This is a genomic window from Pseudarthrobacter sp., assembly GCF_036675385.1.
Classification (GTDB): Bacteria; Actinomycetota; Actinomycetes; order Actinomycetales; family Micrococcaceae; genus Arthrobacter.
Genome location: NZ_JAKFFD010000198.1, coordinates 1 through 11,650, shown reverse-complemented (window position 1 = coordinate 11,650; position 11,650 = coordinate 1). Strand labels below are relative to the sequence as shown.

Annotated in this window: 11 protein-coding genes; 5 read left to right on the top strand and 6 right to left on the bottom strand. The window is 67.0% G+C overall.

All coding sequences use genetic code 11. From position 1 onward, the window contains the following. Positions 1–284 (bottom strand): hypothetical protein (locus tag V6M49_RS16845; RefSeq protein WP_332762186.1); only part of this gene is annotated, 284 nt, incomplete at its 3' end. After that, on the bottom strand, positions 281–832 hold the full coding sequence (locus V6M49_RS16840; protein WP_332762185.1) for a hypothetical protein: 552 nt from the start codon (positions 830–832) through the stop codon (positions 281–283). The genes V6M49_RS16845 and V6M49_RS16840, both read right to left, overlap by 4 nt. 151 nt (positions 833–983) lie before the next feature. Here V6M49_RS16840 and V6M49_RS16835 point away from each other — a divergent pair, with 151 nt between their 5' ends. After that, the gene (locus V6M49_RS16835) at positions 984–2,417 is read left to right on the top strand and encodes an HNH endonuclease signature motif containing protein (protein ID WP_332762184.1); all 1,434 of its coding nucleotides are present in this window, start codon (positions 984–986) and stop codon (positions 2,415–2,417) included. A 184-nt stretch (positions 2,418–2,601) separates the two neighbouring features. Here V6M49_RS16835 and V6M49_RS16830 read toward each other — a convergent pair whose 3' ends face one another. Together V6M49_RS16830 and V6M49_RS16825 are read right to left on the bottom strand one after the other, a co-directional pair. Next, the gene (locus V6M49_RS16830) at positions 2,602–4,044 is read right to left on the bottom strand and encodes an SLC13 family permease (RefSeq protein ID WP_332762182.1); all 1,443 of its coding nucleotides are present in this window, start codon (positions 4,042–4,044) and stop codon (positions 2,602–2,604) included. A gap of 12 nt (positions 4,045–4,056) precedes the next feature. Further along, a complete protein-coding gene (locus V6M49_RS16825) occupies positions 4,057–5,172 on the bottom strand; it encodes a PrpF domain-containing protein (protein WP_332762180.1) in 1,116 nt (371 codons plus the stop codon). A gap of 241 nt (positions 5,173–5,413) precedes the next feature. Between V6M49_RS16825 and V6M49_RS16820 the strand changes: the two genes are divergently transcribed. Beyond that, positions 5,414–6,352, top strand: coding sequence for a LysR family transcriptional regulator (locus tag V6M49_RS16820; protein WP_332762179.1), 939 nt, complete (start codon positions 5,414–5,416; stop codon positions 6,350–6,352). 126 nt (positions 6,353–6,478) lie between these two features. Then, positions 6,479–6,784 (top strand): hypothetical protein, encoded by a 306-nt coding sequence (locus V6M49_RS16815; RefSeq protein WP_141141808.1) that lies wholly within the window; start codon positions 6,479–6,481, stop codon positions 6,782–6,784. A gap of 54 nt (positions 6,785–6,838) precedes the next feature. Here the strand turns inward: V6M49_RS16815 and V6M49_RS16810 are convergent, their stop codons facing one another. Next, positions 6,839–7,540 carry an SCO1664 family protein gene (locus tag V6M49_RS16810; RefSeq protein WP_332762176.1) on the bottom strand — a complete coding sequence of 234 codons (702 nt, stop codon included), beginning with the start codon at positions 7,538–7,540 and terminating at the stop codon, positions 6,839–6,841. A gap of 42 nt (positions 7,541–7,582) precedes the next feature. Beyond that, positions 7,583–8,254 (bottom strand): MSMEG_4193 family putative phosphomutase, encoded by a 672-nt coding sequence (locus V6M49_RS16805; RefSeq protein ID WP_332762174.1) that lies wholly within the window; start codon positions 8,252–8,254, stop codon positions 7,583–7,585. A gap of 91 nt (positions 8,255–8,345) precedes the next feature. Here V6M49_RS16805 and V6M49_RS16800 point away from each other — a divergent pair, with 91 nt between their 5' ends. Both V6M49_RS16800 and V6M49_RS16795 read left to right on the top strand, forming a co-directional pair. Then, the gene (locus V6M49_RS16800) at positions 8,346–9,734 is read left to right on the top strand and encodes a sigma 54-interacting transcriptional regulator (protein ID WP_332762172.1); all 1,389 of its coding nucleotides are present in this window, start codon (positions 8,346–8,348) and stop codon (positions 9,732–9,734) included. Positions 9,735–9,770: 36 nt separating this feature from the next. Next, a partial coding sequence (locus tag V6M49_RS16795; protein ID WP_332762170.1) for a vWA domain-containing protein occupies positions 9,771–11,650 on the top strand: 1,880 nt, incomplete at its 3' end.

Here is an 11,650-nt window from a genome sequence, read left to right as displayed (position 1 = left end):
AAGCCGCGGGCCACGTCCACCCAGGCGTTGAGCAGTCCGAAGGCGAGGAACATCCCGGCAATCGGCAGGGCGGAGAGGACCGCCTGCCACAGGCCAGGTCCGCTGACCGGACCAAGGAAGACCACATGCGCGTACGGGGCAGGCAGCCGGACCGCCGGCAGGTCGAGCAGCAGCGGTTCGCCCAGGCCCGCCCCGTTGAAAAGGATGCGGTAGATGACCCGCGCCGCGATGAACACAACGGCGAGGGCCGCCGCTGCGCGTAACGGCGCGGGTCGAAAGGTCATGCCTTGGGGGCGGCCGGTTCGCCGTCGACGGTGTAGAGCAGCTCGAGGCTCTCTCCCGGGTTGACCTGCAGGGTGGCGAGGCCTTCCTGCGCGTAGGCCCAGTCGCCGGTGGCCGGCTTAGCCCAGAGAGACCAGTAGGCGAAGGCGGCGGGCATTCCCGCGCACTCTTCCTTGTACGTGCCGCCCTTGTGGGTGATCTCAAGATCCGCGGCCGGGACGCCGTTCACACGGCACACCAGTTCGGTGGGGTACTGCGTGGTGCCCACGGTCTTCACCTTGGCCTCGTCGAGCACCTTGGCAGCGGGCGTGGCTGCCGACACGGGCACGCACACGGAAGTATCAGCGGCAGCCTGCTTCAGGGCGCCGGAATCGACGATGACCTTCACCCCGGCGCAGGGCCCGGAGGCGCTGGGTGAGGCGCTCGCCGAGGAGGCCGGTGCAGAGGTGGGCTGGGTGGTGGCCGGCGCGGAACAGGCGGCGAGGGCAAGCAGGAGACCGGCGGCGGCGAGGGAGCTCGCGGCGGCGGTGCGGATCTTAGTCAAAGTCACGCTTCAAGGGTAGGGCGTGGCCAATCGGGATTCGGAAGCCGTCACGTTGTGTGACGTGAGGACTCCTTGGACATGGCCAGGAGATTTGCCTGCGCATCTTGACCGGATGGGCCGCGACATGAATGTCAGACCCCCCTGCCATGCTGTGCTTATGGAAACCGTTGCGGTTATCGATGCGGGAGGCAGGGCCGCAGTGACGGCTGCCGTCGTGTCGGTGGCCGGGTTGGTCGGTCAGCTTGCCGGCGTTATTTCCTGCCCTTCGTCTCTACCAATCCAAGCTGATGTTGATCCGTTGCGGGAGTTCTCGGAGGCATGCCTGGAAGGGCTGGGGGTACTGGCACGGGCCGAGTCTGCGATGGCGGCGGCGAAGATCCGGCTGCTGGCCGCCTACGCGGAGGCCGCAGCGGCGCTGGAGGCCCCGCCCGCCAGTGCATATGAGGCGTCGGCGCAGGAGATGTCCCTGGTGGCGGAAGTGGCGTGCGTACTTACCCTCAGCGAACGCGCCGCATCGGCCCTTCTTGGCGAGGCCTATGCGCTGACTACATCCCTGCCGGCCGCCTTGGACGCTCTACAGGCCGGGACCATCGCCTGGCAGCACGCCCGGATTATGGTCGACGAAACCGATGGCCTACCCCCGGCGGCCGTTTCGGCCCTGGAATCGCATTTCTTCGACCCGGGGGCGCCGGACGTCGCCCGCTGTGCCACGCCCGGCGAATTGGTGCCCTCCAGGTTCCGGCGGAAAGTCCGGGCCTGGCGCGAACGCCACCACCCGGAATCCCTGGAGAAGCGCCATGCAAAGAGTGTGGCGGACCGTCGAATGGAATATACCCCGGACCGGGACGGCATGGGCTGGATCTCGCTGTACCTTCCCGGTGACATGGCCTGCGCCATATGGAACAGGGCCTCTGCCCTGGGCCGGGGGCTGCAGGGCGCTGACGAGTCGCGCACACTCACCCAGATCCGGGCTGACATCGCTGCGGGGCTGCTGCTGGGCAGCGCCAGCCAGCAGCCAGGTGAGGTGCCCTCTCCCAAGGCTGACGTCCTGGTGACCGTCCCCGTGTTTTCCCTCCTCGGGCTCACTGAGGAACCCGCGGAGGTGGATGGGTTCGGGCCGGTCCCGGCGTCGATCGCGCGTAGGCTCGTTGCCGATGGTGCCAGCTCGTTCTACCGGGTCCTGGTTGACCCGCGGGATGGGGCGTCACTGGAGATCGGCCGCACCAGTTACCGGCTCCCCGAATCGCTGAAGCGGTGGCTCAGGATGCGGGACGGTGCCTGCACTTTCCCGGGCTGCAGCAACCAGTCCCTGGACAATGAGAGCGACCACCTGACGGCGTGGCAGGACGGCGGGACCACCGGGATCAGTAACCTCGGACAGGCCTGCCCGAAACACCACCGCCTCAAACACACATCCGCCTGGACGCCTGCGCAGGCAACGCACGATGAACCGCCTGGCTGGATTTCACCCACCGGCCGGCACTACCCACCCGAGCAACAGGACCGTGAACCTACGCACTGGCCACCTGGCTGCACACCCCACGCTTCCAGCCCACTCGAACATGCCACCATGATGTATCTCGCCGCTTGAAGATGGTGGCCTGTTGTTGTGGTGTGCCCCGTCAACTCTCCTGCCTGGATGCGCGGAGTCCTACCCCGGGACGCCAAAGGCAGGCCCCGTTGCCGGATCCTGCCTTTGACGCGAACGGATGCACGCTCTTGCGCCCGTCTTTCGGGCTTCCTGTTGCGATGGAGTGCAGGAGCGGCGCCCGAAGTTACATGATGCCGGTGGGTACCAGCAATACCCAAGCCAGCGCAGGAGCTGCCAGCACCACGCCGCCGGCATACATCATCAGCTGCTTGTAGACGCGCTGCCGGTCGTCCTCGCGGGCGTTGGCCACTACCAGGGCGCCGTCGGTGGAGAAGGGCGAGACGTCCACAACGGTGGCGGCGATGGCCAGTGCGGCCACGGTGCCGGAGGCGCTCAGCGAGCTGGTGGCCAGCAGCGGACCCGCCAGCGGAATGAACGCGGTGAGCAACGCCGTCGACGACGCGAACGCGGAGCCGACGCCGATCACGTAGCAGAGGACCAGCGCCACCAGCAGCGGTGCGCCCAGGGCCAGTGCCTGCTCGGCGAGGGTGTCGATGACCCCCACGTGCTGGAGGAGGGAAACATAGGTGATCATGCCGGCCACCAGGAGGACGGTGGACCAGGAAACGCCGCCGATGAAAGTGCGGTGTTCCTTGATGTTGACCAGCGCCAGGAGAAGACCGGCGGAGAGGGCCACGAAGCCGATCGGCATGTGGAAGCCCAGCGCGCAGACCAGCATGGCGGCAATCAGTGCCAGCGTCAGGATCTGCTGGCCGTGCGGACGGCCCGTGGTGGTCGTCTCCAGGTCGGCGTGCTGGCCCTCGCCGTCGCGCAGCTTGCCCAGCAGGGCGAACAGCACCACAGTCAGGACCGAGAGGATCAGGTTGATGGCGAAGCTGGCGGTGAACAATGCGCCCTGGGAGATGGGGAAACCGTTCTTCACGGCGATGTCGTGCACCAGCACGCCGGCCACGGAGAGGGGGGAGAAGCCGCCGGCGTGGGCGCCGTTGATGAGGAAAGCGCCCATCACCACCGGGTGGATGCGGGACTCGTAGGCCAGGCCAAGGGCTGCCGGCGCCAGCAGGGCCACTGCGGCGGGGGAGAAGGTGCCCAATGCTGTGAGGGCTGCAGCCATAAGGAAGAAGACCCACGGCAGCAGGAGGGTCTTGCCCCTGACGAGCCGCACACAGTTCTGGACGATGATATCGATGGTGCCGTTCCGCTGCGCCATGCTGAAGAAGTAGGTGACGCCGATGATGGTGATGACAATGTTGGCCGGGAAGTCCGCAAGGATCTCCTTGTCAGACATGCCAAGCATGAAATAGCCGACGCCGAAGGAGGCTACCAGCCCCATCACACCGATGTTCAGCGGCCACTTGGTGGCGACGACGAACATCACCACGAGGATGATGAGCGGGATGATCTGTACTGCAGTCATGCTCGGCTCCGATTCCGCGGTGGGCGCCTGGTTGAAGACGCCTCCCGCCAGAACGAGGGCAAGCAAACCAAGGAAGGTGATGCCTACCACCGCCATCAGCAGGATACGGCGGCGGCGGGCGGGACGCGGAGACTTTTGGTCCCGGGTCTCCTCAACAGCGTCGGTGGGGCGTTGCACAGTCTTAGTCATGGCGGGTACTCCTCATTGAGTGGCTCCCGCGAGGGACGCTTCGGCAGCAGTTCCGAGGGCCTCGGGGAGGTGGATGATGGTGGTTGCGATGCTGCGGGCCGTGCGGTCGACGCCGACGAGCAGGGCGCCGTCGTGATCCTCGGTCCAGGTTTCGATGACTCCGGCGGGGGTTCGCAGTTTCAGCGTGGCCCCCAGCCCGCTGCCGGTCATGGCATGCAGGACGGTGCCCGGGGTGCGGGCTGCCAGGGTCAGGGCGATGCTGCCGGTGATGGCCAGTGCCGGGTGGGGCCGCCCCATCGAAAGCATCATGACGTTGATGTCGCTGCCGTCTTCTGCGGGAGACGGGGCGGCGGCGATGGCCAGCTTGGGGATGGCCCGCGCCGCCTGGACGGTGGTGGGTGCCAGTCCCATCCGCACCGCCGCCTGCCGCCGGATCTGGTCCAAGGTATCCAGCTGCAGTTCGACGCCGGCCTGCCAACTGTCGTAGCGGTCGGCGTCCAGGCCAAGCTCCTCGGCGCGAACGATCACCACGGGTGCGCCGGCGTCCACCATGGACACTGTCCAGCGGGTTCCGCCGGCGGTGATGGTGTCCGTCACCGAGCCGGTGGGCAGCAGCGTTCCGGTGGTCTTCCCGGCAGGATCCTGGAAGCCGAGGCCCACTCGGTAGCCGGGAAACGGGACGCCAGGCATCTTGGCGTCCGGGACGATGGGCAGGGCGCCGGCGGGGGTTGCTACCCGCTGGACGATGATCTGCCCGGTGTTGGTGTTGCGGGTGACAATCCTGGTGACGTCCCCGCTGGGAACAACCCATCCCTTTTCAATCGCGTACAGGCCAACCACAGCTGAGCAGTTCCCGCAGTTGCTGCCCCAATCCACTGAGGCTTCTTCGATGCCCACCTGCGCGAAGGTGAAGTCGACGTCGATATCGTCATCGTCAGGCCGGTGCAGGATCACCGCTTTGCTGGTGGTGGAGGTTGCACCGCCGACGCCGTCGATCTGCCGGGAGTCGGGGCTGCCGAACACTCGGGGCAACAGCGAGTCCAGGCTGGCGCCGCCGCCCAGATGCTCGGCTTCAAACACCCAGCACTTGCTGGTGCCTCCGCGCATCCACTCTGCTTCGATCTTCATTGTTCCTTCACATCTCCTTGTGCCTCGATTACTTCAAGGGGCCCTGGTAAGAGATTGATCCGGATCACAAATTAAGACAATGTTCAATAATTGATGGGGGATGTAGGATTGCTTCAATCATTGTTGCTGTGCGTCTGCTGCGCCGGGTTATCCGCACTTGCGGTTGCAAGAAGCAGGCCAGGAACCGTGCGCTGCAGGCCTGCGTGCACTAAATGAACTAAATCTTCCGAAGGGTAAAGCAATGCTTAACGACGAGAAGGAGCACCTTTTCGATATTCGGCGCCTCACGCTGTTGCTGGAGGTGGTGGAGCAGGGTTCAATCACCGCCGCGGCGGACCTGATGATGTATTCGCCCTCCGCCGTTTCCCAGCAGCTGCGCAAGCTGGAACAGGAGGTGGGGCAGCCCCTGCTCAACCGCCGCTCCCGTGGCGTTGTGCCCACCGAGGCCGGGCAGGTGCTGGCGGGCCACGCGCGCCAGATCCTCCGACAGATGCGGGCCGCCCAGTCGGACCTGGACCAGATCGCAGGCCTCAAGAGGGGAGCCTTGACCGTGGGCACCTTTCCCACGCTGGCAGGGTCCTTCCTGCCGATCGTCATCCGCGCCTTCAAGAAGCGGTACCCGGCCATCAGCCTCTCGCTGCGCAGCGCCCGCTTCGATGAACTGGTAGCGGACCTGCAATCAGGAGTCACCGGCCTGTGTCTGCTGTGGGACTATCCGTGGAACAGGTTCCACGACGACTCCATCCGGGTAACGGAAGTCTTCCACGAGAGCACAGTGATCCTGGTGGCCGCCAACCACCCGCTCGCCGACCGGGAACAGGTGAGGATGGAGGACCTCCGCGCCGAGTCATGGATTGTTCGTGCGGAAGCACATCCGGTGGTGGAGGTTCTGCAGCGCTCAGCCCACACCGCCGGGTTCGAACCCACCATCGGATTCCTCGCCAACGACTACCAGGAAGCCCAGGCGATGGTCAGTGTGGGGATGGGCGTTGCCATGGTGCCCAAAACCGCCGTCGCGCTTCAGCACCCGGATGTCCGCGTGCTCAGCCTCGGGGACGCTGCCCCCTTGCGCCGCGTCCTGCTCGCCCAGCGCCAGGACAAGGTCTACGCACCCGCAGAGGTGGCTTTCCACTCCACGCTGCTCGAAATTGCCCGCGAACGGGCCGGCGACTACCTCTAAACAGGGGGAAATCGGTTGGCGGGGGTGCTCGCGGCATCGCCGATTCAAGGCCTTCGCTCCGGCCCTACCGGGATGACTTTGGAAGGCCTATCTTTGAGCTGTCACAGCCCAGGGAAAGGAACAACGATGTTCACCTTGCAGATCAGCTATCCAGTCCGGGACTACGAGGCTTTCAAGAAAGTATTTGACTCCGATCCGGCAGGCCGCGCCGCCTCGGGCGCCAGGTCTGTCCGGCTGCTCCGGGATACGGACGACCAGAACAGCGTGGCCGTGCTCCTTGACTTCGACACGAAGGATGCCGCGACCGTCTTTCTGGAACGGCTCCGCAGCGAGGTATGGGACAAGCCTGAGGTGATAGGGCAGCTGATGACGGCAGCGCCCACTGCGAGGATCCTGGAGGAGACGGCCCGCGAGGGTGAGGGAGCGGGCTGACCGCTGAGTATCCGGGGTTCCGCCGAGCCACTTCGTTGCGGCCCGAGACGTTGGTCAAACCAGCGGCCACGGGTAGCGCATGCCGGTGCGGTCAACCGGCAGCACCCCCTCGCGCAGCAGGCGCTGGACGCGGCGCTGCAGGGCGGCTATCTCGTCGACGTCGAGGAGTTCGGCCACGTCGGATGGTACGGCCTCTGCGAGCGGAGCGATGTCCTCGAGCAGGCCATCGGGGATGGGTTCACCGGCGAAGTCCCAGATCACGGTGCGCAGTTTGAAGCTGGCGGAGAAACACAGTCCGTGGTCGATGCCCCACACCCGCCCGTCGTCGCCGCGCAGCACGTGGCCGCTCTTTCGGTCGGTGTTGTTGCTGACGTAGTCGAACAGGGCGATGCGGGCCAGCTCGTAGTGGGTCTCGGGTGCGTCGGCGTAGAGCGTGAAGTAGTGCTCTTGGAAGTCGCACTCGATGAACCACTGCAGCGAACCGACGCCCAGCGGTGCGTCCTCGCGGATCACCGTCGGCGGCACGAGGCCCCACCCCAGCGACTCGCTGAGCAGGTAGGCTGCCCGTTCCCGCCGGTAGAGCCCGGGCTCGAAATCGGACAGCGGCCGTTCCCCGGCCTCCGGCTTGTAGACCGCATACGAGGTGCCATCCGTGCCGGTGACCTCGACGAGGAACGTCTCGTTGCTGCTGCGCGGAATGCGTCCCACCAGTTCGATGCTGCCCTCGCAAAGCAGCGTCAGCTCCCGGCCGGACACAGCCTGCCCAGTTTCACCGTCTGGCCCGCTGGCAGGACCCATTCACTGCCCCCGCAGCCCGCTCAGCGGCTCCGACGTCGAGTTCACCATCAGCACGGCGGGCGCCTGCCCGTCCACAAAAGAGATGGCCGACACCGAACCCGGGCTGATGACGATGCGCTGGAAGAGGTCAAGGGGCGTGCCCAGGGCATGGGCGACGGCGGCCTTGATGGGATCGGCGTGGGAGAAACACACCACCACGCCGCCGGCGTGGGCCGTGCGCAGCGCCTCCAGCGATCCGACAATCCGCGCCTGCATTTCCGTGAAACTCTCGCCGTTCGGGAAACGGAAGGTCGAGGGGCTGTGCTGGACCGTCTGCCATTCCGGCAGGGCGGCCACGTCCGCCAGAGCAGCCCCGGTCCAGTCGCCGAAATCGCATTCGAGCAGGCCGTCGTCGTGCGTCACGTTCCGTCCTGCGCGGGCCGCCGTCGGCTCCGCCGTCTCAACGGCGCGCTCCAGCGGCGAGGAATAGACGGCGTCCACCCGAAGGTCCGCGAGACGCTCCGCGACCTTCTCAGCCTGGGCGCGGCCGGTGTCGGACAGATGCAGCCCCGGTGCCCGCCCCGGCAGCACCCTGCCCGTCGTCGGCGTGACCCCATGGCGCACCAAAAGAAGCAGGGTGCCAGGCGCACCCGAAGGAGGTGCCGGCGGTTCCGGCGGCGTTGCTGCAGTCATCAGGATCAAGCGTAAGACGCCGGCGCCGAGTGGGCAGGGAATCTCGAGAAATCCCTCGATTCCCTGCCCGGTGGAGGTCTACCGTAGAGGAGTGAGTGATCGCCCCGATATCTTCACTGTTGGTGAACTGCGTGCCTCCGGCCACGTGCACAAGGACCTGCGCCGCGAAATCCGCGACAACCTCCTCGCCGCGCTCGCCGCCGGCCGCGATCCGTGGCCCGGGATGTTCGGCTTCAGCAGGACCGTCCTGCCCCAGCTCGAGCGGGCCCTGCTCGCCGGGCACGACGTGGTCCTGCTCGGCGAACGCGGGCAGGGCAAGACCCGGCTCCTGCGCACCCTGGCCGGGCTGCTGGACGAGTGGTCGCCCGTAATCGAGGATTCGGAACTGAACGAACACCCGTACGAACCCATCACGGAGCACTCCCGTGCCCGCGCCCTCACAGAGGGGGACCGGCTGCGGGTGGCGTGGCGCCACCGCTCCGAACGGTACGTCGAGAAGCTCGCGACGCCGGACACGTCCGTCGCCGACCTGATCGGCGACATTGACCCGATGCGGGTGGCCGAGGGCCGACGCCTCGGTGACCCGGAAACCATCCACTACGGCCTGGTCCCGCGCTCCAACCGCGGAATCATCGCCATCAACGAGCTGCCCGACCTCGCCGAGCGCATCCAGGTCTCGATGCTCAACGTGATGGAGGAACGCGACATCCAGATCCGCGGCTACGTGCTGCGGCTGCCGCTGGACGTCCTCGTGGTCGCGTCCGCCAACCCGGAGGATTACACGAACCGCGGCCGGATCATCACGCCGCTGCGGGACCGCTTCGGTGCCGAGATCCGCACCCACTACCCCCTGGAGCTCGACGACGAGGTGGCCGTCATCAAGCAGGAGGGGCACCTGGTGGCCGGCGTCCCGCCCGTCATCCTCGAGATCCTGGCCCGCTACACCCGGGCGCTGCGCCAGTCCCCGGCGATCAACCAGAGCTCCGGGGTGTCCGCGCGGTTCGCCATCGCGGGCGCCGAAACCGTCGCCGCGGCAGCCCTTCGCCGGGCCAGCGTGCGCGGCGAGGACGAGGCCGTGGCCCGGATCATCGACCTGGACGCGGCGGTGGAAGTCCTTGGCGGCAAGATTGAGTTCGAGTCCGGTGAGGAAGGGCGTGAACAGGAAATCCTCGACCACCTCCTGCGCATGGCAACCGCGGAAGCCGTGCGGGCACACTTCCACGGCATCGATATGGGCCAACTCGTGGCTGCGCTCGACGGCCACACCACGGTGACCACGGGGGAAATGGTCACCGCGCGGGAGTTCCTGGAGAACCTCCCGTCCCTCAACGGCTCCGGCCTCTACGACCAAATCAGTGAGCGCCTGGGTGCCACGAACGACGGGCAGCGAGCCGCCGCCGTCGAACTCGCTTTGGAAGGCCTCTACCTAGCTCGTCGGATCGCCAAGGAATCCGACGACGAGGCGACGGTTTACGGCTAGCGCTTTGCCGTTCGGAAGCTGAGGGAAGGAGTGCCCATGAGCGTTCACAACCGGTCCAGATACAGCCGTTACAGGGGCGGGCCGGATCCGCTCGCCCCGCCGGTGGACCTGGCGGAGGCCCTTGACGCCGTGGCCGAGGACGTCATGGCCGGCTACTCGCCGCGGCGCGCCCTGCAGGAGTTCCTGCGCCGCGGCGGTCGCAGCCGGGAAGGCCTCGACGACCTCGCCGCCCGCGTCCAGCAGCGGCGCAAGGACCTTCTGGGCCGGCACAAACTGGACGGCACGCTCAGCGAAGTCCAAAAGCTGCTGGACACCGCGGTGCTGGAGGAGCGCAAACAGCTGGCACGCGACGCCATGATGGACAACACCGACCGTGCCTTCCGGGAGATGCAGCTGCAGAACCTGCCCCGGTCCACGGCGGCGGCGGTCAACGAACTGGCCTCCTATGACTGGCAGTCGAGCACGGCACGGGAGGCTTACGAGCGGATCAAGGATCTGCTGGGCCGCGAGGTCCTCGACCAGCGGTTCGCCGGTATGAAGCAGGCGCTCGAGAACGCCACGGATGAGGACCGTGCGGCCGTCAACGAGATGCTGCAGGACCTCAACGGGCTCCTCGACAAACACCGGCGCGGCGAGGACACCGACGCGGACTTCCAGAACTTCATGGCCAAGCACGGCCAGTACTTTCCCGAGAATCCACAGTCCGTCGAGGAGCTGATCGACGCCCTTTCCCAGCGCGCGGCAGCCGCCCAGCGGATGCTGCAATCCATGTCCCGGGAGCAGCGGGAGGAGCTGATGAACCTCTCCGCCCAGGCCTTCGGCTCGCCACAACTCATGGCCCAGCTCGGCCAACTCGACGACAACCTGCGCGCTCTGCGGCCCGGCGAGGACTGGACCGGATCCGAACGCTTTGAGGGCGAGGAAGGGCTTGGCCTGGGCGACGGAACCGGCGTGTTGCAAGACCTCGCCGAGCTGGACGAGCTGTCCGAACAGCTCTCACAGTCCTACAACGGGTCCCGCCTGGACGACCTGGACCTCGACGCGCTGGCCCGCCAGCTCGGCCAGGATGCCGCCGTGACGGCACGCACCCTCGCGGAAATCGAGAAGGCAATGCACGACGGCGGGTACCTCCACCGCGGGGCGGACGGGGATCTCCGGTTGTCACCGCAGTCCATGCGGCGGCTCGGGAAGGCGCTGCTGCGGGATACCGCCAGGCAACTGTCCAGCCGGCAGGGCCGCCGGGACACCCGCGTGGCAGGGGCAGCCGGGGAACAGACCGGCTCCAGCCGCCCCTGGGAGTTCGGCGACGCCGAGCCGTGGGACGTCACGCGAACCATCACCAACGCGATCCGCCGGACCATTGCCGACGGCGGCGACCCCGGCAGCGGACTGCGCCTCGCCGCGGACGACATCGAGGTGGCGGAAACTGAGGCGCGCACCCAGGCCGCCGTGGTCCTGCTGGTGGACGTGTCCTTCTCGATGGCCGCCCAAGGGCGCTGGGTGCCCATGAAACGCACCGCGCTCGCCCTGCACCACCTCATTTCCACGCGCTTCCGCGGCGACCGGCTGCAGCTGATCACGTTCGGCCGCTACGCGCAGACCACGGACATTGGCGAGCTCACCGCCTTGCCGCCCTTCCAGAACAAGGGAACCAACCTGCACCACGGCCTGCTGCTGGCCGGCCGGTTCTTCCGCAAGCACCCGTCCATGCAGCCCGTCCTGCTGGTGGTGACCGACGGCGAACCAACCGCGCATCTGCTGGGCGATGGTGAGACCTGGTTCGACTACCCGCCGCACCCGGAGACCATCCGGCTTACCGTGGCCGAGCTCGACCGCCTGGGGCGTGCCGGCACACAGGTCACGTTCTTCCGGCTCGGCGAAGATCCAGGCCTCGAGCGGTTCGTCCAGCGTATGGC

Bases quoted from the DNA above. Each gene is read 5' to 3' on its own strand.
- V6M49_RS16815 (WP_141141808.1), top strand. From the start codon at position 6,479: ATGTTCACCTTGCAGATCAGCTATCCAGTCCGGGACTACGAGGCTTTC.
- V6M49_RS16830 (WP_332762182.1), bottom strand. From the start codon at position 4,044: ATGACTAAGACTGTGCAACGCCCCACCGACGCTGTTGAGGAGACCCGG.
- V6M49_RS16835 (WP_332762184.1), top strand. From the start codon at position 984: ATGGAAACCGTTGCGGTTATCGATGCGGGAGGCAGGGCCGCAGTGACG.
- V6M49_RS16820 (WP_332762179.1), top strand. From the start codon at position 5,414: ATGCTTAACGACGAGAAGGAGCACCTTTTCGATATTCGGCGCCTCACG.
- V6M49_RS16825 (WP_332762180.1), bottom strand. From the start codon at position 5,172: ATGAAGATCGAAGCAGAGTGGATGCGCGGAGGCACCAGCAAGTGCTGG.
- V6M49_RS16805 (WP_332762174.1), bottom strand. From the start codon at position 8,254: ATGACTGCAGCAACGCCGCCGGAACCGCCGGCACCTCCTTCGGGTGCG.